Raw genomic sequence first — 20,612 nt, 5'->3', positions numbered from 1 at the left:
CCGCCCCGGTCTCTGTCAAAAATGAAAGCAGGGACATCCCCTGTATTCTTCGGGCAGATCCTCACCAAGATTCATCCGGCCTAAATTCTTGACCGGCACAGATCCCTAAATTGCAATATCAAATCGGACAGTAGAGCATAACAGAATCAAAAATTATGGGTGAAGATTTTTTAGCGCGGCATCGAAGCGCTCTTGTGGCGTCTCATAACCTAGAATTTTACGTGGCAGTGAATTGATCCAATCCTCTACGCGCTGCACTTCTTCCTCGCTCAAGTTCGTCATATCCATGCCCTTCGGAATGAAATACCGAACGAGGGCATTCTGCTTCTCGTTCGTTCCACGTTCCCAAGGTGCGTAAGGATGAGCATAGTACACCTTCGCCTCTGGAACAGCTTCTTGCAGACGAGCGAACTCGCTCCCATTGTCGCAGGTGATCGTACGAAATACCTGTGAAAATTGTGCCCCATAGAGCTCTCTTAGTTTGGCAATCCCCTCGGCAACTGCCTCTGCGGTCTTTGCACGAATCTTTATAAGGTGTCTCTTTCGCTTCTTACGTTCATCTGCGGCAAGCAGAACAGGATCCGTTCCCTTTTTCCCGACGATGGTGTCAAGTTCCCAATTTCCAAAGGTGGAGCGTTCATCAACAAGAGGGTCACGGCGGTCAATACTCTCACCGAGCGTCCTGCCGTCGTCATGGTTCTTTTTCTCTTTGCGCTTACGACGGCGTACCTTCTGTCGCAGGTCGATGTTTTTGACCTTGAGCAGCCCCATCGCAATGTAGTTGTAGATGGTCTTTGTGCAGACAGACACCTCGAACAGATTCATACGCTTGGCACGCCCGCAGATTGCATCAGGAGAGTGTTTGTCTTTGAGAATGGCGTTTTCTACATACCGGATGAAGTCCTGTGCAGCATTAAATTTGGACGGTTTTCCGGAGTTCTCACGATTGCGCTCATAGCGCATTTGACCGGACTGTGCAAAATACTGCTCATAGTACGTCCAATCGGAACGCTTCTGCGCTACCGTGCCGCGCTTTATTTCCTCGTACAAGGTGGAGCGGGCGATGCCAAGATCTTTGGCGATTTTCACCTTGGGGACACCGAGACGCAGCATCGCTTCGATCTGCCCGCGCTGATAGGCGTTTAAGTGCTTGAATGTGCGGCGTTTTGTGGTAGAATGAGTGTGGGACATACAGAACCTCCTGGTAGTGTTTGTGCAAAGATATTTTACCAGATTGATTCTGTATGTTCTACTTTTTTATGTGTCCGATTTCATTTTACAATGAACCAACAACTTGTTAGATGCTTGGACGTAAAGCAGCAACGTGCATGGCACGAAACAGTCTCTACATTCACACGATGAACTTCACAGTCTTCACACATCATCCACATGCTCACTTTCCGTCAAACACAACTTTAGCTGCTCTATCAAGATTGGCAATTCTTCAAAAATGACTTCTGATAAAATGCTCCAATTTGTTCCATCATAATCATGCACAAGACGATGCCGCAATCCTGCAATCATCGCCCATGGAATTTCACTGTGTTTGACTTTATACTCCGCAGATAAATTATGGCAATGCTCTCCCATATTATATAACGGCGTTGTGACAAGCCACTGCAACGGCAACTGTGTCATCAGTGCTTCTTTTTCAATGCTATTTTTTAGGATATATTCCTGCAACCGAACGGCATAGTCATAGATCTTTTGTACTCTTTGTCGATCGGAATACTTCATGCCACCAAAACCTTTTCTTTCATAATTGTTTTGTAGAAATTACTGTCCGGATTGACTTCACCTATCTCAAAAACATCTACTTTTTTCTCTAGCGTCTCTCGCAAATCCTCTGCCAGAGCAAAAATCATTGTTCTCTTAAACTTTTCTCCACCGTAAACCAAAAAATCCAAATCACTATTTTCGTCTGCTTCACCTCTCGCATACGAGCCGAACAAATAAATTTCTTTCACATGGTATTTATCAGCAAGTGGTTTTACCTTCGCAACAATATGTTCCATTGTAAATACAGGCTTCTGCATCATAATCCCTCCTGTTCACTCATATCATTATATCACATAACCGCGCAGCTTTTCCTCTGATTGCCTACGATGCTGGCAAGAACTACGGTCAGTGTACTCTTCCTTCATGTTAAAATTTAGGCGGCATCTTGTTCATCATTACATTGTATCGTTATCGACGTTACTTCGTTCATCGCTGCTACCAAAATGATACTGGAGGGAAAGGTCAGCGTCGCATTCGCACGCGACACGGTAATCTGCCGATCCTCAATCGGCTCACGCAGCACCTCAAGTGTCTTCTTGCTGAACTCCGGCAGCTCATCCAGAAAGAGTACGCCGTGATGCGCAAGTGTCACCTCTCCCGGACGCGGGATGCTGCCGCCTCCGATCATCGCCACCGTCGAGGACGTATGATGCGGACTGCGGAAGGGGCGCGTGGCCACAAGCCCCGTATCTTTACCCAGCAGGCCCGAGATGCTGTAAATCTTCGTGATCTCGATGGCTTCTTCCTTCGTCAGTTCCGGCAGAATCGAACTCATGCGGCGCGCCAGCATCGTCTTGCCCGAACCCGGCACACCGACCATCAGAACATTATGCCCTCCTGCCGCTGCAATCTCAAGCGCACGCTTCGCCTGATACTGTCCCTGCACGTCCGCAAAGTCATCGGTAAATGCAGCGTCCTTTCTCTGCTCTGTTGGGTGTGGCTCAGCGGGAGTCAGCGTCTCCGTGCCTGTCAAATGACGCACAAGCTGTGCCAGATTCTCGACCGCATAGACCTTCAGCCCGTCAATCAGGAGTGCCTCGTCTGCATTGGACGGTGCAACGTAAAACTCCGTAAGTCCCCGCTCACGCGCCGTAATCGCCATCGGAAGAATCCCGCTGATCGGACGGCAGTTCCCATCGAGAGAAAGCTCCGCCGAGAACAGTGCGCCCTCCACCGCCGCCTCGGGAACCATACCGTAGGATGCAAGGAGTCCAACGGCTATCGGCAGATCAAGCCCCGAGCTGTCCTTTCGCACATCGGCAGGTGCAAGATTCGCCGTCACCCGCTCCTGCCGCAACTGAATGCCGGAGTTGCGAATTGCCGTCCGTACCCGCTCCTTCGACTCCTTCACCGACGTATCGGGAAGCCCGACCAACTCAAAGCCCGGCAGCCCCGGTGACACATCCACCTCAACATCGATAATCCGTCCGTCAATCCCGAGGGTCGTCGCACCATAGGTCTTTGCAAACAACGGTCTTCGCTCCCACGTTTATTATAACACAGGATAGGGGGAAGATGCCTAATGATTCTTTGCAATAAAAAAGATTCCAAACGCTAGGTAGGACGACTGGAATCTCTCGTTTGTTGGTTTGAGAGGCATCCTTCAACAAGCAGGCTCTCTCAGCCATAAAAATTTGAACGTATCATATAACGCCAACCGCGCCTTGAAGATCATCTTCGCGCAGGATTCTTTTTCCGCATAATGCGTGCGGGACATTTCCTGCCATCGGTGAACCATCGACATGTTTTACAACCAAGACAGGGGCGATAATTCATATTCTCCATTGATCGCACGACAAATGATGGATCGGCAAGAAACGCCCTGCCATAGGCGACAAAATCACAGGAATTATGTTCCACGAGAACGTTGCCTCGTGCAAGCGTGTCAATCCCCCATACGGTGATGATGGGGATGTGTATGTGCGGCTTGATCGAAGAACCTGCGTAGACAATGCTGCTATATTCATAATCGGCAGGCAGATGGAAGCTCCGTGTCTGCGGTATCCCGTGCGAGACATGCAGCATTTCGATGCCGATATCCTCGAACGCCTGCGCTGCTGCAATATCCTCCTCCAGTGAATTTGTCCAGCCCATTCGATAGGACAGGATGAAATGATCATCGGCGAATTTCTGAATACCGCCCACGATCTCCCGGGCAAGCGTCAGCCGCCCATACAGATCTCCTCCATATTTGTCGCTGCGTCGGTTCGCCTCGGCAGAGGACATCATATTCAGAAAAAAACCGTGTGCGCCGTGTAGTTCGACACCATCTGCTCCCGCACAGAAACAAATATATGCGGCATTTATAAAATCATCTCGTATGCGCTCCAAATCTGCTATTGTCAGCGTGTTGACATCTTTGGAATCAAATGCCAAAAAATCATATCCACCTTTGCCCAACTGTACAAAGAACCTGCTTCCGCACCTATGACAACGATCTGCAAGCTGCTGCAGATATGGAATATGTCGCTTTGAATACGCTCCTGCTCCACCGGATGTTCCAGCAGAACGCGCCATGGGATCGTCTGATGCTGATATGCTCAGAGACTGACTGATGAGAAGCCCAATCTCTTGATCGCAATATTCAAGGTATTCGCGGATAAGCACATCTCCCATAATCCCGTCACTGCAAGGAAACCCGAACCGTACCATCGGCGCCATAACGATTCTGTTTTTGAACATCACTTTTTTGATCTGATAGGATGAAAAAATATTGCTCATACATGACTCCCTCCTAAATCTTGCTATTTTTGTCAGCATCATTATAATCATTGTATACCACTCAATATAGTACGCACTAATTTGTAAGATACTATCCAAAAGGAGAGAATTACATGATTCAAAATCTCTGCCGCAGCAAAGAGGCTCCGTTTTTATCAACCTTAGCAATCATCGGGGGCAAGTGGAAAATGCGCATCCTCTATGAGCTTTCATGTGATTCCATTTTACGATATGGCGCTCTGAAACGAAATCTGGCTCCTATCACGCACAAAATGCTGAGTACGCAGCTGAAGGAGCTTGAAAAAGATGGCATGATTATCCGCAAGGAATATCCACAGGTGCCCCCAAAGGTCGAATACTCCCTGTCCGATAAAGGAAAAACATTCGTCCCCATCATCAACGCAATGTGCGATTGGGGAAAAGCGTATCCCATCAACAGCTCATTCGGCACTCACTAAAAAGTGCCTACTTGTGCCAGTCTCCGATACGCAGTACTATAAATCAAGCGTTTTGCGACATATAATACTGCAAAGGAGAATGAAATGAGTAAGCAGGCACATGATAAGAACGTATATATCATTCACGGGTTTGACGCATCATCCACGCGGCACTGGTTCCCCTGGCTGAACAAATTTCTGACAGACAAAGGTGTTACCACTGAATCCATCGATATGCCGACACCAGCACAGCCGGACTGCAAAACATGGATATCATTTCTCTCAGAGCATCTCACGAGCGTAACATCAAACACCTATTTTGTTGCCCATAGTCTGGGATGCATTACAACGCTGCGATATTTACAAACAGTCGCTGCACCAATCGGTGGCGTTGTACTCGTTTCCGGATTCGATCAGTCGATTCCAGACTTTTCGTTCCTCGATGAATTCACCGCCACACCCCCAAACTATAAACTGCTTTCAAGAACAATCCCAAACAGAGCTGTTGTTTCCGCCATAGACGATCCGATTGTCCCCCACGAGTTCAGCCGCTCGTTTGCCGAACGATTCGACGCAGTCTTTTATGAGACCAAGACGGGCAGACACTATCTGGACGTTGACGGCGTGACAACACTCCCCATTGTTGCCGATGTACTGTCTCGCATGATGGAATAATGACAAATAGAATACCTGGCCGATGAAATAGAAAAGAGATTCCATTCGTCTTATTGGCGTTTGGAATCTCTTTTTATCGCTCAAGTGATTTGAGTGCTGCCTGCTTCGCATGAATGAGTGTAGTATCAAAGAGTGGAATATCGGTATCGGATTGCTGGATAAGAAGTCCGATTTCAGTACATCCTAGGATGATGCCCTGCGCCCCGTTCCGTGCGAGTTCATGAATAATATCCAGATATACGGCTTTGGATTCCTCCAAGATTTTCCCAAGACACAGTTCATCGTAAATAATGCGATTGACGACATCGACATCATCATCGTTCGGAATGATGACCTCAATCCCTTGTCTGATTAGAACGTTCTTATAGAAATCCTGCTGCATGGTATATTTCGTGCCGAGCAGGCCGACTTTTCGGATGCCGTGTTTCTTTAGCTGTACCGCGGTCATGTCCGCAATATGCAGGATTGGGATATGAATTCTCCTGCCGATTTCAGGCGCTACCTTGTGCATCGTATTGGTGCAGATTACGATATAATCTGCACCCGCCCGTTCCAATGCTTGTGCGGCTTCAGACAAAACATCTGCGCTCTTATCCCATTCTCCGCTCGCTTGATATTTCTCGATTTCATCAAAATCGACACTGTATAGAATACATTTTGCAGAGTGCAGACCACCCAGCTGATTTTTAATCGTTTCGTTGATGACCTGATAGTATGTCACGGTGCTTTCCCAGCTCATGCCACCGATCAGTCCTATTGTTTTCATCATATCACCTCTTCCATTATGATAGCACCGCCCGTCCGTCATGACAAGATAAAAATTGTAGGAAGGACAATTCACCCCGCTCTGCCTTTATTCTTCCTAAAGGATCAATGTCTCCGTCTGCGGCGGGATCGTATTTTCCTCCATCAGATCATGAACAATCCGCAGTCCGCGCACGAGCTCCTCATTCGTTGGCGGCGAGCAGAGGGCAAGACGGATAAAGGAATGATCCGCTTCCCCGCCGACGGCAAAGTGATCCGACGAGAGGACACAAACACCGCGATGCTGCGCCTGCGCCTCGAAATTCGCCCCACCGCATCCCACAGGCAGCGGCATCCATTGGAAGAAGCTGCGTGTATTCCCCGTATGTGCAGGGAAGATCCCTCGAAAGATGTGATTGCGCTCCTCTGACATCCGACATTTCTCCCGCATTATACGCTCCGCCGCGCCGCTGGCAATCAGCTCTGATGCAATCGCGGCACTCAGCGGCGGGATCGCCATACTGATGCTGCGCGCCGCTCTTCGAATGAGTTGCCTAAAATGCGATGGAACAAGCATGTATGCAACACGCAGTCCGGGACAGGTAAGTTTTGAAAGACTGTGCAGATAAACGGACTGCCGCGGGAGGAGCACGGTCATGGGCGCAGCGTTCCCGCGTGCCGTAAAGCCGTAGGCATTGTCCTCAATCAAAAGGATGTTGTGCTTACGCAGCACTGCTGCAATATCCCTGCGCCGCTCCTCAGGCATGACGATGCCAGTCGGATTCGCGCAGGACGGCATAAGATAGATACCCTTGATGTTTATCTGCTGATGCTGCTGCGCGAGCGCATCCGGCAGCATCCCGTCCACATCTCCCTCGATGGGGATGAGTCGGATGTTCAGCTGTTTTGCAAGGCTGATGAAATTCGCATACGTATACCTGTCCACCGCAATTCGATCCCCTGCATCGAACAGCGCAGTGAGTACGATTGCAAGTGCACTCTGCGTTCCGGCAGTAAGGAGGAGATTCGTCGGCTCTGCCGCAAGAGAAAAACGCGCGAGCCAGCGGCACGCAGTCCGTGCATGACGGTCCTCATCCTGCGCACTGCCAAGCGTGAAGAGCCGCGCTGCATCCCTGCCGCGCAGGATCTCCCGTGCAGTATCCGCAAGAATCTCGCTAAGTGAATCGTACGGATGAATGCTGCCAAGTTCAATAAGAAACTTTTTCGTATCTCCTGTTGTATTCGACAACGCTGCATTCGGCGAAACAAACGTCCCGCGCCCAATGACTGCATAGACCAGCCCCTTGTCCGTACAGAGACGAAAGGCGCGCGTCACCGTGCTCAGATTGAGATCGAGGTAGTCGGCAAGCTCCCGCTGCGGCGGGAGTTTTGTATGCGGCGACAGCCGTCCGCTGAGGATATCACGTTCAAGCTGCGCGGCAAGTGCACGGTAGAACGGAGGATGCAGATGGATACGTTCTGGACGCCACGTCATCGGATAATCATCGAACGAATTGATGGGCATATAACAGCTCCTGCAACATTGTCATACATACAATTTTACTGTTGAAATCACACAATAGGCAGTCTAACATAATAATTGTATGTATTATATCACAAAGGGTATGCCAGTGGAGATGAAAAACAACGTTACTTCAACGTGCACAGCGATATCCGCCTCACTTTATATCCTGCCCTTTATCCTGGTCGGCTCGTTTCTGTCCATCTTCGACCAGTTCGTTATCAATGTCGCCGCCCCCGCCATCATTTCCTCCTTACATCCGTCGGCTGCAGAATTCGAGGGCATTATGAGCGGATACGCGCTCGTCTATGGGGCGGGGCTGATGGTCGGCGGACACCTCGGCGACCGTTTCGGACGGCGGCGTATCTATCGTCTCGGACTGTTTCTTTTTGCCGTGACCTCGGTGCTCTGCGGTACTGCTCAGACAGCACTGCAGCTTGTTATCGCACGCCTTCTGCAGGGGCTTTCGGGCGCCGTCATGGTGCCGCAGGTACTTGCTCTGATTCGTGTTTCATACGAAGAGAATGCACGTGTGCAGGCACTATCCGCATTCGGTGTGTCCATCGGACTCGGGCAGATCATGGGGCAGGTACTTGGCGGCTGGATTCCCGCATGGGATTTCCTCGGACTCGGTTGGCGTATGATTTTCCTTGCCAACATGCCGATCTGCCTGATCGCCGGCATTGGCTGCAGGTCGCTGCCCGCATGCCCAAACGCTGCACACGAGGAGGCATACCAAAAGCAGTTCGGAAATCCTCTTCGACTCTTTCGTTATCGTGGCTATACGGTCGGAATTTTTCTCAACGTATGCCTGTACGCCGCCATTGTCCCCTTCTTTGTCGTGCTCGGTCTCTACCTGCAGAATATCTGTGAACTCTCGCCGCAGACGGCGGGGCTCGTCTTTATGGCGGTCGGCACGGGATTCGTCCTCGCCTCGTCCGCAGGTCCTGCACTCATGCGGAAATTCGCGCCGCCGCGCGTACTGATCTGCGGAACGGTCTGTACCAGCGCGGGCATCCTCGCCGTCTTGCTCGGCTCGATCACGGGACTGTCCACTGCGATTCCCTTCGTCATTCTCGCGCTGTTTGTCCTCGGTGTCGGCAACGGCACAGTGATTCCCATTGCAACGGGTATTGTCCTGCGCTATCTGCCGATGGAGGACGCAGGCGTTGGCGGTGCCATCCTGACGACGGGGCAGCAGCTCGCAGGTGCACTCGGGATTGTGCTTGCAGGCGAGTTTCTCATGGGAGACGGCGCATCCCTCAGCTCTCCCGCCACCTATGTGGACGGTCTCGCCCTTCAGGTGTGCGCCGCATCGGCTGCACTCTGCTGCGCCGCTCTCCTCAGCCGTATCCCTGACTCCACGCAAAATGTATCCTAAGTCGCAATATCAAATCAGACAGCAGAACATAACAGAATCAAAAACTATGGCCGAAGATTTTTTAGTGCGGCATCGAAGCATTCTTGCAGCGCCTCATAACCTAGAATTTTGAGTGGCAGCGTATTGACCCAATCCTCTACGCGCTCCACTTCTTCCTCGCTCAAGTTCGTCATATCCATCCCCTTCGGAATGAAATACCAAATGAGCGCATTCTGCTTCCCCTTCGTTCCACATTCCCTATGGACGTAGGGACGAGACGAGCATAGTACGCCTTCGCCTCCGGAACAGCGTCTTGCAGACGAGCAAACCGCTCCCATTGTCGCAGATGGTCGTATGAAACACCTGTGAAAATTGTGCCCCGCGGCAATCTCTTAGTTAGGTGGTCTTCGTGCAGATCTGGACCTCAAATAGATATATGTACGTCTGTTGAGCCCGCAGATCGCACCAGGGGAATGCTTGTCTTTAAGAATGCGGGGGCTTCTACATATCGGATGAAATCCCTCGCGCAATGAGCTTGGAGGACTTTACTGCGTTCTTGCGATTACGCTCATAAACGATTTGACCAGTTTCGTCAAAATGCTGGTCATAGTATGTCCAGTCTGAACGCATCTGCCTTGCTGTACTGCGCTTTATTTCAGCGTACAGAGTGGAGCATGCGATGCCGAGGTTTTTGGCGATTTTCACCTTAGGAATTCCAAGACGCAGCATCGCTTCGATCGGACCGTGCAGATAAGCGTTTAAGTGTTTGAATGTGCGGCGTTTAGTGAATGCAGATCAAGTAATTGACCTGATTTATCTGGAGTATCTGAAAGCTAATGTGTCATATATACATGATCGTCGGGTGGAAATATACCCTTACGCAAGAGATTCCATACACTATGCTCTCCCGCCGCTGCAACCTCAAGCGCACGCTTCGCCTGATACTGTCCCTATACGTCCGCAAAGTCATCGGTAAATGCAGCGTCTTTTTTCTGTTCTGTTGGATGTGGCACAGCAGGAGTCAGCGTCTCCGTTCCCGTCAGATGACGCACGAGCTGCGCCAGATTCTCGACCGCATAGACCTTTAGTCCGTCAAACGAGCAGTGCCTCATCTGCATTGGACGGTGCAACGTAGAACTCCGTAAGTCCCCGCTCACGCGCCGTAATCGCCATTGGGAGAATGCCGCTGGTCGGACGGCAGTTCCCATCGAGAGAGAGTTCCGCAGAGAAAAGTGCCTGCTGCATCGCCGCCTCGAGAACCATGCCGTAGGATGCAAGGAGACCAACCGCAATCGGCAGATCAAGCCCGGAACTGTCCTTTCGCACATCGGCGGGCGCAAGATTCACCGTCACCCGCTCCTGCCGCAGCTGAATGCCGGAGTTGCGGATTGCAGTGCGTACCCGCTCCTTTGACTCCTTCACCGACCTATCGGGAAGCCCGACCATCTCAAAGCCCGGCAGTCCCGGTGACACATCCACCTCCACGTCGATCATCCGCCCGTCATTCCCGAGGGTCGTCACACCATAGGTCTTTGCAAACAACGGCCTTCCCTCCTACGTTTCAAATATAAGAAAATTATGACACAAGAGGGGGGGGAAGATGGCTAATAATTCTTTGCAAAGAAAAAGAGATTCCAAGCGCTAGGTCGGGCGAATGGAATCTGTGATATGGTTTACAAAAGCGAACATGAAAAGCACGGAAAGGATACGGTATTGATTAACTTCCCCCTGTTCTGTCCTAAGTGCCGGAAAGAAACGCTGATTGATCTGAAACAAGGAAATGTCACTATCATCAAAGAGCCTGACGCACAGACGCAGAGCCGATGATCGACAGTCCGTGGCTGTGATCATCGGCTCTTTTTGATAAAAATAATTTAGAAGGCATCATTCCTTTTTCAACAGACGATTAATTCCTGCGACAAAAAAAGCACATAGCGTTTCAACATAAAAACGTGCTTCCCTACGGTTCATGTTGTGGCGGAGAGGTTCGAACATAGATGCGTAAAAGGAATTGGTCAGCATGTGCAGTACTCTCATCATCAATTCTTTTTCGGTCCCTGCACCCCCCGATGGTTCCGGCCATATAGAGACATAAGAAAGATTCTTATCAGTTAAATCTTCAATCAGCGCCGTATGCCGTGTGCCCCCTAAGGATGTTTGAATCAACAGAAACTCATCTTTATGATCATAAATATAGTCAATCATGTCAACATAGATCGCAGTATCATCAAAAGAAATGGCATCTGCTCCATCCTGACCTATACCCTTCGACCAAAACTGCTCTGCATAGTTCTGATATAGTTCGATAAGCCCATCTGTAATGGGCGAAACGATTGCGTCAAAAAGGCCCTCTTTATTTGGAAAGCGCGTATAGACAGCACGTGCGCTGGTTTCTGCTTTTTTGGCAATCTCCCGTATGGAGGCAGCTTGGAACCCTTTATCTAAAAATTCACTTCTGGCACATTCTAATAAGCGTTCTGATACACCGGCAATTCGTTTCATGTGAATCCTCTCTTCCTGAAAGATTGAAACTCTGTTTTCATTTTATAGAACAGGATGCTACATGTCAAGAAAGAACAGATTGACAATAAGCGATATAAGCTGTAAAATCATATTTGAAACATCGTTTCAAATGCCTCGAAAGGGGCAAAAATTTTGGCTCTATAGTTAGCTCTGACTAACCAATATGCAAATCAAGGAGTTGACAGTATGAAAGACAATATGAAAGAAAAAGGGGTGCTGGGGCGTCTGTTCCGGCATATGGGAATGTTCAAAATCACAATGGGCATCGCCATTGTATTATCTGCTGTTTCCTCAGTTATCAACCTATATGCCTTTGTGTGCGTGTATAACGTGGCAAAAGAGATCGTTCAGTCTCTTGGCAATATTTCTTCACTGGATCAGGCCTATATGGTCGATATGGGCTGGCGCGCCGTATCCTTGATCCTTATATCCTTTGGATTATACGGGATGGCATTGCTGTTTTCTCACATCACCGCGTTTAATACGGTTGCAAAGCTGCGGATTCAGATTGTCCGACACATTGGGAATCTGCCTTTGGGGTATCACACGACAAATCCCAGCGGGAAACAACGAAAAATTATTGAAAAGAACTCGGACAATCTGGAAACGCTGATTGCACACCAGATTCCGGACTTTGCAGGAGCGGTTGCGCTGCCGGTTGCTTTTCTTGCATTTATGTTTGTGTATGACTGGCGGTTGTCTTTCATCTGCCTGATCCCGATTCTGATTGGCTTTGGTATCCTTTATTATATGCTGAAGGATGAAAGCGAAGGTTTTGTCAAGCAATATCAGAAATCTGCCGAGGACATCAGCAATGCCGTTACGGAATACGTCAGGGGCATTGCTGTTGTAAAGGTATTTCAGCAAACTGCCAATTCTTTTCAGCGCTATAAAGCTGCGGTAAAAGAGTACGGCGATTATTTGCTGAAGTACGCGCTCTCCATGCAAAATACAGACAGCGCTTATCATGCCGCAATTAACGGTATCTTCTTTTTCCTGATTCCCGGAGGCATTATCCTTTTCAACGCAAGCTACAACCCTGAAAAAACGGTATTGAGTTTTCTGTTCTTTTCGGTTCTGATTCCTACCGTCGTAACGATCTTAGCACGTATTATGAACAGCTCGTCCAACCTAATGATCTCCCAGGCGTCATTGGACGCAATCGATCAGATTTTGAAGGAAAAGCCACTGCCGGAAACGAAAACGCCGCAACTTCCGACGGGGTATGGTATATCCCTTGACCATGTTTCATTTTCTTATGAGGATGCTGCCGGAAAAGCCTTGGACGATGTTTCTTTAGACGTGCGGGAGGGTACGATTACTGCGCTGGTCGGGAAGTCTGGCGGTGGAAAAAGCACCATTGCAAATCTGGTTGCGAGATTTTGGGATGTCGATGACGGCGTTATCCGGGTCGGCGGAGTGGATGTGCGGGAAATGGACTATAGGCATTGGATGGAGCAGGTCAGTATTGTATTCCAGGACACGAATTTATTTAAGATGTCGATTATGGAAAATGTCGCCGTTTTCAATCCAAGTGCCTCGCGTGAGGATATTTTTCAAGCCCTCCATTTGGCACAGTGTGACGATATTTTGGAAAAGCTGCCACAAGGCGCAGACACGGTGATCGGGACAAAGGGAGTCTATCTTTCCGGTGGTGAAATGCAACGAATCGCCCTGGCCCGCGCAATCCTGAAAAATGCCCCTGTGGTGCTGCTGGATGAAGCTACTGCATTTGCTGACGCAGAAAATGAATACCTGATACAGAAAGCTCTGGACGAACTGCTGCGAGGGAAAACCGTCATTATGATTGCCCACCGCCTTTCCACCATCATACACGCTGATCAAATCTGTGTTTTGGAGCGGGGAAAGATTGTTGAGAAGGGAACCCATCGTGAACTGATGGATTTGCACGGCGTATATGCCAGGATGTATGAAGAATACCAGAGCAGTATTTCATGGAGGATTGGAGAGGAGCAATATGCTTAAAAGAATATATCGCATTAGCGACGAGGGAAGTCGGAACATCCTGAAATCCGGTTTGTATATGTGTCTGTTCAATCTTGCTACGCTGTTGCCTGTTCTCTTGCTTGCAATGGTTGCAAATGAAATGATGAACCGATACTTTGGCGAAACACATGGGAACATACCACTGTGGGGATATTGGGGAACTGCCCTTTTGCTGCTGTTCGCAATTTACTTTGCTTACCGCCTGACATACCGAAAGAAGTACCTGACTTCCACAAAAGAAGACATGTGGCTTCGCATGGAGATCGCAGACAAAATCCGAAGGCTTCCGCTCTCTTACATCGGGCGGCGCGACTTGAGCGATTTAACCTCTACGGTTATGGATGACGTTGCCACTGTGGAGTTAGCGCTTTCTACGAGCGTGGCAGAGTTTATAGGAGGATTTCTGTCGGGCGTAACGGCCCTTGTCATCCTCGCGTTTTACAACTGGAAACTGGCTGGCAGTCTGGCGATTTGCCTCCCATTAGTCGTGATCGCAATGGCCTTGTGCCGGGTCATCTCTGAGGGGACAAATAAAAGAAACAGGCAAAAAAAGCTGGACATCAGCGACGGTTTACAGGAATACCTGGAAAACATAAAGGTACTGCGTTCCTCAGAAACAATGAAAGGCTACCAAAACCGTCTGTCAGCCACGATCAAACGCATTTTGAGGGGGCTTGTTCTGTACGAATTTCTGTCTGGCTTTGCGATTGGCCTGTCCCATAACATTATGCGGATCGGTTTAGGGCTTGTCATCGTCACCGGTTCCACACTCCTGATTTCGGGAGAAATCAGTTTGTTTACATTCCTCTTGTTTCTCCTCGTTGCGGTCAGGATTTACGAGCCCCTGACCAAGGCGTGTGAATCGCTGGGGGTAATGATTTCGTCTTTGGTCAGCGCAGGGCGGATTCGGGACTTGATGGATTATCCGGAGCAGCAGGGAGACGCGGATCTGCAACCAGAATCTTTTGATATTTCCTTTGATCATGTGTCGTTTGCTTACAACAAAGAGGATGTGCTGCATGATATCTCTTTTACGGCGAAGCGGGGACAAATCACTGCATTGGTGGGTCCGTCGGGCTGTGGAAAAAGCACGCTTTGCCGGCTTGCCGCCCGTTTCTGGGACGTAAACAGAGGGAGCGTGTCTCTGGGGGGCATCAACATAAATGAAATTGCTCCGGACACATTGTTGAAGAATTATTCTTTTGTTTTTCAGGACGTGGTTCTGTTCAATGATACGATCTATAACAACATCAAGATCGGGAAAGAGAATGCAACCCATGAAGAAGTCCTGACTGCGGCAAAGCTGGCCTGCTGCGACGAGTTTATAGATCGGCTCCCGCAAGGTTATGAAACCATAATTGGAGAAAATGGAACGACCCTGTCCGGCGGCGAAAGGCAGCGGCTTTCGATTGCCCGCGCATTCCTGAAGGATGCGCCTGTAATCCTGCTGGATGAGAGCACGGCTTCCATTGATCCTGAGAACGAAACAAAAATACAGAAGGCCATCGGAAGGCTTATTGAAAACAAGACGGTGCTGATTATTGCCCATAAACTGCGCTCCATAGTAGCGTGCGATAAGATCATAGTTTTGAACGAAGGGAAACTGATGGAATCCGGCACACACGAAGAACTGATGCAGAGGGACGGCTTGTATCATCGCCTCTATTCACTGCAAAACGAGAGTCTGGCATGGAAAGTCAAATGAATTCAATCATTTATTTATTAGAAAGGACTGATTAACATGAAAAAAGCAACGAACAAAAACCGGCTGAACGGAAAAGACCTGATGAATGTTGGTATCTTTACGGCAATCAATGTCATAGGCGGTGTGTTGATCGCTGTGGCGATTGGTTTGACGCCCATTGGCTTTATGTTGATTCCGTTTGTTGCTGCAATCATCCTTGGTATTCCAATGATGCTTTACTTTGCCAAGATCAAAAAATTTGGAATGATCTTGATTTTTGAGATTATTAACGGCGTTGTTCTTTTACTGACGGGTATGGGTCCCGACGCGCTGATCTGCGGAATTATTATCAGCCTGATTGTAGAGTTTATTATGAAGTCCGGAAACTACCAGAGCGCCAAGCGTGCCCTTTTGGGGTATGCTGTCCTGAATATCACAACCTGTGCCAATTACATCCATTGGCTGAATGCCAGCGCAGAGTGGCTTGATAAAAATGCGGCAACATATGGACAGGATTTTATGTACACAATTTCCGGCTGGTTTGACTATTGGTGGATGCTGCCTTTGGTTATCCTTTCCGCCTTCATTGGAGGTTTGATTGGTGGACTGCTTGGCAGGGCTGTACTGAAAAAACACTTTGTGAGAAGCGGGTTGGTCTGATGGAAACCGTGCTAAAAAACACAAGGCCGACAGCAAAGCAGATGTTTCTTGATCCGCGGACAAAGATTCTGCTTTGCCTTACGGTTTCCAGCGTTATGATTTCAAGCGACAGCTTCGGAATTATGAACATTGTACTGCCGTGCCTTGCCGCGATCCCGTTGTTATTCCTCATTTTACTCAAAAAACCGCAGATTGCAGCCTACTATGCAGTGATGTATTTGTTCACGGCGACGGTTCCCCGGCTGCTGATGCCGCATGTATCACCCCTGTTCAACCTCTTGTTTACTGGCATGATCGCCATGTTTACAAAGCTGATTCCGGGAATGTCCATGTTTTGCCTTCTGGTGCTGACAACTACGGTAAGCGAGTTTGTTGCAGCTATGGACAGGCTGCATATACCCAAGAAGTTTTCAATCCCGGTATCCGTGATGTTTCGCTTTTTTCCTACGATACGGGAGGAATACAAAGCGATTCGGGATGCCATGCGGCTCCGGGAAGTCGGATCATGGCGCAATCCCATGGAGATGCTGGAATATCGGATGGTGCCGCTGCTGACCGGCCTTGTCACAATCGGGAACGAACTGTCCACATCCGCCCTTACGAGAGGGCTGGATTCCCCTGTACGACGCACCAATGTCTGCCCGATTGGATTTCATTGGCAGGACGGTGTCGCACTACTGCTCTGCATCGCGGTCATCACTTGCTTTGTTCTCTCAACCTTCTATGGATGGTAGCAGGAACTGCTTTAAGGAGGAGATTTCCCTTTGATAAAAATTGAGAACGTATCTTTTACTTATGAAAATGCCGACAATGATGCGGCAATCCTTGATAATTCCATACAAATTTCCAAAGGGGAAATCGTCCTGCTGTGCGGGGAATCAGGCAGTGGAAAAACCACGTTCAGCCGATTGGTAAATGGGCTGATCCCAAACTACTATGAAGGCGCGCTTACCGGTAAAGTTCAGGTCGAGGGCAAGAACCCGGAGGAGGTCGAGCTGCACGAGCTGGCACCATATGTTGGCTCCGTGTTTCAGAATCCCAAGGCGCAGTTTTACACGTTGATAACAGATACGGAAATTGTATTTGCCTGCGAGAATATGGGTATGGATCGCGGCGAAATCCTGCGTCGTTTTGATACCACCGTGACAGCAATGCACCTGGAGCCGCTGATTGGAAGGAATCTTTTTACGCTGTCCGGTGGTGAAAAACAGAAAATAGCCTGCGCTTCTGTCCATGCCCTTCAGCCTGATGTGTTGGTTTTAGACGAGCCAACTTCAAATTTGGACATAGGATCAATCCACGAACTGGAGAACATTCTGCGCTTGTGGAAAGCACAGGGAAAAACCGTCATTGTAGCGGAGCATCGGTTGGATTGGCTTCGCCTCCTTGCAGACCGGGTGCTCTATTTCAAAGATGGGAAAATTGAACGGGAATTTACCGGAGCAGCCTTCTTTGAAAAACCGCCACAGGATCTGCATGAAATGGGGCTTAGGGCAATAAACCGTTTTGTTCCGCAATGCGTAAAAAAGAGCAGAACGAAGGAGAGCCTGGAGCTGAGGAGCTTTTGCTTTACGAGCAAAAAGAAAGACATTCTCCATATTGAAAACCTGACGATCCCTAAAGGAGCCGTTGTTGCCGTGTTGGGGAATAATGGCGCGGGCAAAACAACATTGGCCCGGTGCCTATGCGGTCTGGAAAAGAAAATGCGCGGTGCTTTCGTTTTTCTCGGCAAGGAATATAAACCAAAGCAGCGGTTGAAACTCTGCTATATGGTTATGCAGGACGTAAACCACCAGCTCTTTGCCGAGAGCGTGCTTGATGGAGTGACGCTTGGCATCAAGGATATAGCGGAAGAAGAAAAAACAGAGTATGCCCAGAACATCCTGTCCATGCTGGATCTGCTGGCACACAAAGACAAGCACCCCATGTCTCTTTCAGGTGGACAGAAACAGCGCGTCGCCATAGCAGGGGCCATTGCTTCCCATAAAGAAATCATCGTGTACGACGAGCCTACCAGCGGCCTGGACTATCGACATATGAAGGAGGTCTCTGCGTGTATCCAGAAACTCTCTGAAATGGGCAAAACGCAAATGATCATCACCCATGACCCTGAGCTTGTAGCTCATTGCTGCGATTATATGGTGTTTATGGAAAACGGAGCTGTGTCCCGTTTTGGGGAATGGACGGATGACAATGTTGAGTTTGCGTCTTGCTACTTTGAAAACGCGAGATAGTCTCTTGCTATTTGAAAGGACGGGTGTTATGGAATGAAACTTCATACTTCCGGTGAAGATGATATTGTCAAGAACAGTTGACAGATTTTCCACAAGGGAATGAACGCTTAAGAAGCAACGTCTAGAGAAGCATAAAATAGACGGCGTTTCACCATCGGAGGAAGCCCGCCGTTTCTCGAACAAATTCGACGGTTGTTCCAATAACTCATGAAGTATCGCCAGATCAACACCTTCAATTCTTCCGTTGTCATCTTTTGTGTGTCATAACGACCATAAAGCAGTTCCGACTTCATGCGTGCCCACATACTCTCACAGCGTGCGTTGTCATGACAGCGACCACCGGCACTGTTCATGCTTTGGCGAATCCCATAATCCTGAACGGCTTGTCGATACAGCCAGCTCGTATATTGGCTGCCGCGATCGGAATGCACCGTTGCCCCTTTGAGTTTTGGATATGAAATCATGGCATTATCGAGCATCTTGACGCACAGAGGTGCTTTCATGTTCGTATCCATGGACAGGCCGAGCACTGCGGCATCATAGCAATCAAAGAGCGCTGAAATATAGAGGTTTCCATCACACGCCTTGAGCTCCGTTATGTCCGTAATGCACTTGGACAGAGGCATATCGGCATGAAAATCACGGCGCAGCAGATCCTCCGACATGTGTGCCTGCCGATCTGCTTTGGTGATACCGTTTGGCTTTCGATTGGGCCGATGGCTTAATCCGATTTCTTCCATGACACGGTAAACGGTACGTTCGCTCGGAATGCGCACGCCCTCCGGCTGCTTGATGTTGAGTGCTTGCCACATGCGGATTCTTCCGTAGGTGTCATTGCATTCATCCTCTGCATGAATCTGCATCATGGCATCGGCCAGCGCCTGATATTTCCACGGACGGTCTTTGTTTGACATGTACTGATAGAACCCCTGCCTTGTAACATGGAGCATCCTGCAACAGAAGCTGATATTCCCCGTGAGCGCGCCATCTGAAGTCTTGAACGCAATAAACTTCATACGTTCGTTTTTGTTGACTTCAGACGGCTGGCGGCGAAAAAAGCGCTTGCTTCTTCCAGAAAGTCGTTCTCTTTTTTCAATCGCCGAATCTCCTTATCCTGCGCTTTGAGTTGTGCACGCAATCGGGTGAGTTCCTCATGCACCGATAAGGTGCTCTGCGGTGTTTGCGTGCCACATCCAAGATCCAGACGATTTTGACAAGAATTTGATACATATAAACAAAAGCTATGCACGACTGGATAACGTAGTTTTAATCGGTCCACCCAAAACGCCAAAAAGCAGACGTGATATTACCATCCCTGCATTTCTTGTCGATGAAATCCAGCAGTTTATCTGTATGCAACATGCAGTAGATTCAGATACACGATTGTTTGAAACAAGTAAAGATGCACTAGGGAATGAAATAAAACGCGTGGCTGCACGTATTGGTATAGAGAAAATTCGAGTGCATGATCTCAGGCACTCTCATGCATCCTATCTCATCCATCGTGGAATACCTATTATAGCGATTTCACAACGCCTTGGTCATGAGAAAATCGAAACCACACTGCAAACCTATGCACACCTATACCCCCAAGAGCGAGATATAATTATTGATGCCATCGAAAGCGATCCTGCAGCAAAAAGGGGTCAAACGGTGGTCACAGAGAAATAAACAAGCGAAGAAATCCCTGATATATAAGGATTTCTTCGCTATTTTTAGTTATTCCACTCCAGTTGTCCGCATACTGCAAGAGAAGCGTCAGCTTTTCCTCCCGCGTGGCAACGCTCCTATTATCTTCGACATACTGCCCGTCATGGTAGACGATCGCCTGTACCTCCTCCTCTGTCAGTGGGAATCTGCTCGCTGCGAGATAAAGTCCGCGAATCGGAACACTCAGATAGAGGAGGTCGCGGTTGAACTGATAAGGGCTGCGCGATGCTCGCTCACCAGATGACGGTTCGCTGCGCAGATACTGCGGTGTGCCGGGCATTCCTGCCTTGCCGAGGTCATGGAGGAGAGCAACGATGACGCAGCTCTCGTCGCTAATCTCAGGGGCGAGGACCGCCTTGATTCGCAGCAGATGTTCAGCGACATTGATGCTGTGTTCAAGCAATCCGTGCTCTCGACAGAAATGGTATCGCGTCGAGGCAGGTACCGTCAGATAGGCCGTCTCCTGCTCAATATACGCCATCAGTGCGCGAAACTCCTCTCTGCGCTGCACGACTTTTGTCTTGAGAGCCTCGTAACGCTCCATGAGTTCCATATC

General features: G+C 49.0%; 21 protein-coding genes and 1 pseudogene. 10 read left to right on the top strand and 12 right to left on the bottom strand.

Translation table 11 applies throughout. The annotated features are described in order from the left end of the window. Window positions 1-153 precede the first annotated feature (153 nt). The 5 genes from AXE86_RS10800 to AXE86_RS10780 form a co-directional block, all read right to left on the bottom strand. On the bottom strand, window positions 154-1,191 hold the full coding sequence (locus tag AXE86_RS10800; RefSeq protein ID WP_061946760.1) for an IS30 family transposase: 1,038 nt from the start codon (window positions 1,189-1,191) through the stop codon (window positions 154-156). 183 nt (window positions 1,192-1,374) lie between these two features. After that, on the bottom strand, window positions 1,375-1,737 hold the full coding sequence (locus AXE86_RS10795; RefSeq protein ID WP_061946759.1) for a HepT-like ribonuclease domain-containing protein: 363 nt from the start codon (window positions 1,735-1,737) through the stop codon (window positions 1,375-1,377). Further along, a complete protein-coding gene (locus tag AXE86_RS10790) occupies window positions 1,734-2,039 on the bottom strand; it encodes a nucleotidyltransferase family protein (RefSeq protein ID WP_061946758.1) in 306 nt (101 codons plus the stop codon). The genes AXE86_RS10795 and AXE86_RS10790 overlap by 4 nt, the downstream gene beginning before the upstream one ends. Window positions 2,040-2,152: 113 nt before the next feature. Further along, entirely contained in the window at window positions 2,153-3,250 is a 1,098-nt protein-coding gene (locus AXE86_RS10785) for a YifB family Mg chelatase-like AAA ATPase (RefSeq protein ID WP_083501191.1), read from the bottom strand. 200 nt (window positions 3,251-3,450) lie between these two features. Next, entirely contained in the window at window positions 3,451-4,500 is a 1,050-nt protein-coding gene (locus AXE86_RS10780; RefSeq protein ID WP_061946757.1) for an oxidoreductase, read from the bottom strand. A 113-nt stretch (window positions 4,501-4,613) separates the two neighbouring features. On the opposite strand from AXE86_RS10780, the gene AXE86_RS10775 reads away from it, so the two are divergent. Together AXE86_RS10775 and AXE86_RS10770 are read left to right on the top strand one after the other, a co-directional pair. Further along, the gene (locus AXE86_RS10775) at window positions 4,614-4,958 is read left to right on the top strand and encodes a winged helix-turn-helix transcriptional regulator (protein WP_061946756.1); all 345 of its coding nucleotides are present in this window, start codon (window positions 4,614-4,616) and stop codon (window positions 4,956-4,958) included. An 84-nt stretch (window positions 4,959-5,042) separates the two neighbouring features. Then, window positions 5,043-5,612, top strand: a complete 570-nt coding sequence (locus tag AXE86_RS10770; RefSeq protein ID WP_061946755.1) for an RBBP9/YdeN family alpha/beta hydrolase — start codon at window positions 5,043-5,045, stop codon at window positions 5,610-5,612. Window positions 5,613-5,685: 73 nt separating this feature from the next. On the opposite strand, the gene AXE86_RS10765 is transcribed toward AXE86_RS10770, so the two are convergent. After that, window positions 5,686-6,381 carry an aspartate/glutamate racemase family protein gene (locus tag AXE86_RS10765; RefSeq protein WP_269465284.1) on the bottom strand — a complete coding sequence of 232 codons (696 nt, stop codon included), beginning with the start codon at window positions 6,379-6,381 and terminating at the stop codon, window positions 5,686-5,688. Window positions 6,382-6,474: 93 nt separating this feature from the next. Then, window positions 6,475-7,881 carry an aminotransferase-like domain-containing protein gene (locus AXE86_RS10760; RefSeq protein ID WP_061946754.1) on the bottom strand — a complete coding sequence of 469 codons (1,407 nt, stop codon included), beginning with the start codon at window positions 7,879-7,881 and terminating at the stop codon, window positions 6,475-6,477. A 79-nt stretch (window positions 7,882-7,960) separates the two neighbouring features. Here AXE86_RS10760 and AXE86_RS10755 point away from each other — a divergent pair, with 79 nt between their 5' ends. Beyond that, window positions 7,961-9,259 carry an MFS transporter gene (locus AXE86_RS10755; protein ID WP_061946753.1) on the top strand — a complete coding sequence of 433 codons (1,299 nt, stop codon included), beginning with the start codon at window positions 7,961-7,963 and terminating at the stop codon, window positions 9,257-9,259. Between the two features lie 932 nt (window positions 9,260-10,191). Here the strand turns inward: AXE86_RS10755 and AXE86_RS10745 are convergent. Continuing rightward, window positions 10,192-10,780 (bottom strand): annotated as a pseudogene (locus tag AXE86_RS10745) (magnesium chelatase domain-containing protein); the annotation flags it as partial. Between the two features lie 126 nt (window positions 10,781-10,906). Between AXE86_RS10745 and AXE86_RS12380 the strand changes: the two are divergent. Next, window positions 10,907-11,065: a cysteine-rich KTR domain-containing protein gene (locus tag AXE86_RS12380; protein WP_009442245.1), complete on the top strand. Its 159-nt coding sequence runs from the start codon at window positions 10,907-10,909 to the stop codon at window positions 11,063-11,065. Window positions 11,066-11,122: 57 nt separating this feature from the next. Here the strand turns inward: AXE86_RS12380 and AXE86_RS10740 are convergent, their stop codons facing one another. Beyond that, complete coding sequence (locus AXE86_RS10740) at window positions 11,123-11,740, bottom strand: TetR/AcrR family transcriptional regulator (protein ID WP_009442246.1); 618 nt, start codon at window positions 11,738-11,740, stop codon at window positions 11,123-11,125. 207 nt (window positions 11,741-11,947) lie between these two features. Between AXE86_RS10740 and AXE86_RS10735 the strand changes: the two genes are divergently transcribed. From AXE86_RS10735 to AXE86_RS10715, 5 genes are read left to right on the top strand one after another with little or no spacing between them, the layout of a single operon-like run. After that, window positions 11,948-13,747, top strand: a complete 1,800-nt coding sequence (locus AXE86_RS10735; protein ID WP_198145267.1) for an ABC transporter ATP-binding protein — start codon at window positions 11,948-11,950, stop codon at window positions 13,745-13,747. Next, entirely contained in the window at window positions 13,740-15,473 is a 1,734-nt protein-coding gene (locus AXE86_RS10730; RefSeq protein WP_061946752.1) for an ABC transporter ATP-binding protein, read from the top strand. Before AXE86_RS10735 ends, AXE86_RS10730 begins: the two co-directional genes overlap by 8 nt. 36 nt (window positions 15,474-15,509) lie before the next feature. Continuing rightward, the gene (locus AXE86_RS10725) at window positions 15,510-16,112 is read left to right on the top strand and encodes an MptD family putative ECF transporter S component (RefSeq protein ID WP_009442249.1); all 603 of its coding nucleotides are present in this window, start codon (window positions 15,510-15,512) and stop codon (window positions 16,110-16,112) included. Beyond that, the gene (locus AXE86_RS10720; RefSeq protein ID WP_009442250.1) at window positions 16,112-16,846 is read left to right on the top strand and encodes an energy-coupling factor transporter transmembrane component T; all 735 of its coding nucleotides are present in this window, start codon (window positions 16,112-16,114) and stop codon (window positions 16,844-16,846) included. Before AXE86_RS10725 ends, AXE86_RS10720 begins: the two co-directional genes overlap by 1 nt. A 30-nt stretch (window positions 16,847-16,876) precedes the next feature. Further along, window positions 16,877-18,346 (top strand): ABC transporter ATP-binding protein, encoded by a 1,470-nt coding sequence (locus tag AXE86_RS10715; RefSeq protein ID WP_061946751.1) that lies wholly within the window; start codon window positions 16,877-16,879, stop codon window positions 18,344-18,346. 107 nt (window positions 18,347-18,453) lie between these two features. Here the strand turns inward: AXE86_RS10715 and AXE86_RS10710 are convergent, their stop codons facing one another. After that, window positions 18,454-19,362, bottom strand: a complete 909-nt coding sequence (locus AXE86_RS10710; RefSeq protein WP_009442252.1) for an IS3 family transposase — start codon at window positions 19,360-19,362, stop codon at window positions 18,454-18,456. Continuing rightward, window positions 19,359-19,505 (bottom strand): hypothetical protein, encoded by a 147-nt coding sequence (locus AXE86_RS12935; RefSeq protein ID WP_009442253.1) that lies wholly within the window; start codon window positions 19,503-19,505, stop codon window positions 19,359-19,361. The genes AXE86_RS10710 and AXE86_RS12935 overlap by 4 nt, the downstream gene beginning before the upstream one ends. Window positions 19,506-19,522: 17 nt before the next feature. Between AXE86_RS12935 and AXE86_RS12375 the strand changes: the two genes are divergently transcribed. Continuing rightward, window positions 19,523-20,017, top strand: coding sequence for a site-specific integrase (locus tag AXE86_RS12375; protein WP_232294877.1), 495 nt, complete (start codon window positions 19,523-19,525; stop codon window positions 20,015-20,017). Here the strand turns inward: AXE86_RS12375 and AXE86_RS10700 are convergent. Continuing rightward, window positions 20,004-20,609 carry an HD domain-containing protein gene (locus AXE86_RS10700; protein ID WP_232294876.1) on the bottom strand — a complete coding sequence of 202 codons (606 nt, stop codon included), beginning with the start codon at window positions 20,607-20,609 and terminating at the stop codon, window positions 20,004-20,006. The two genes, AXE86_RS12375 and AXE86_RS10700, sit on opposite strands and share 14 nt — an antisense overlap. Window positions 20,610-20,612: the final 3 nt, after the last annotated feature.

This window comes from Selenomonas sp. oral taxon 136, assembly GCF_001554015.1.
GTDB lineage: Bacteria > Bacillota > Negativicutes > Selenomonadales > Selenomonadaceae > Centipeda > Centipeda felix.
The sequence above is the reverse complement of the archived record's forward strand: the minus strand, read 5'-3'. Positions and strand labels throughout refer to the sequence as shown.

Excerpts from the sequence above, each read along its gene's own strand:
- AXE86_RS10735 (WP_198145267.1), top strand. The coding sequence starts at position 11,948 with ATGAAAGACAATATGAAAGAAAAAGGGGTGCTGGGGCGTCTGTTCCGG.
- AXE86_RS10795 (WP_061946759.1), bottom strand. The coding sequence starts at position 1,737 with ATGAAGTATTCCGATCGACAAAGAGTACAAAAGATCTATGACTATGCC.
- AXE86_RS10780 (WP_061946757.1), bottom strand. The coding sequence starts at position 4,500 with ATGAGCAATATTTTTTCATCCTATCAGATCAAAAAAGTGATGTTCAAA.
- AXE86_RS10725 (WP_009442249.1), top strand. The coding sequence starts at position 15,510 with ATGAAAAAAGCAACGAACAAAAACCGGCTGAACGGAAAAGACCTGATG.
- AXE86_RS10770 (WP_061946755.1), top strand. The coding sequence starts at position 5,043 with ATGAGTAAGCAGGCACATGATAAGAACGTATATATCATTCACGGGTTT.
- AXE86_RS10720 (WP_009442250.1), top strand. The coding sequence starts at position 16,112 with ATGGAAACCGTGCTAAAAAACACAAGGCCGACAGCAAAGCAGATGTTT.
- AXE86_RS10790 (WP_061946758.1), bottom strand. The coding sequence starts at position 2,039 with ATGATGCAGAAGCCTGTATTTACAATGGAACATATTGTTGCGAAGGTA.
- AXE86_RS10775 (WP_061946756.1), top strand. The coding sequence starts at position 4,614 with ATGATTCAAAATCTCTGCCGCAGCAAAGAGGCTCCGTTTTTATCAACC.
- AXE86_RS10800 (WP_061946760.1), bottom strand. The coding sequence starts at position 1,191 with ATGTCCCACACTCATTCTACCACAAAACGCCGCACATTCAAGCACTTA.
- AXE86_RS10755 (WP_061946753.1), top strand. The coding sequence starts at position 7,961 with ATGTATTATATCACAAAGGGTATGCCAGTGGAGATGAAAAACAACGTT.
- AXE86_RS10760 (WP_061946754.1), bottom strand. The coding sequence starts at position 7,881 with ATGCCCATCAATTCGTTCGATGATTATCCGATGACGTGGCGTCCAGAA.
- AXE86_RS12380 (WP_009442245.1), top strand. The coding sequence starts at position 10,907 with ATGGTTTACAAAAGCGAACATGAAAAGCACGGAAAGGATACGGTATTG.
- AXE86_RS10740 (WP_009442246.1), bottom strand. The coding sequence starts at position 11,740 with ATGAAACGAATTGCCGGTGTATCAGAACGCTTATTAGAATGTGCCAGA.
- AXE86_RS10700 (WP_232294876.1), bottom strand. The coding sequence starts at position 20,609 with ATGGAACTCATGGAGCGTTACGAGGCTCTCAAGACAAAAGTCGTGCAG.
- AXE86_RS10710 (WP_009442252.1), bottom strand. The coding sequence starts at position 19,362 with ATGAAGTTTATTGCGTTCAAGACTTCAGATGGCGCGCTCACGGGGAAT.
- AXE86_RS10765 (WP_269465284.1), bottom strand. The coding sequence starts at position 6,381 with ATGATGAAAACAATAGGACTGATCGGTGGCATGAGCTGGGAAAGCACC.
- AXE86_RS10730 (WP_061946752.1), top strand. The coding sequence starts at position 13,740 with ATGCTTAAAAGAATATATCGCATTAGCGACGAGGGAAGTCGGAACATC.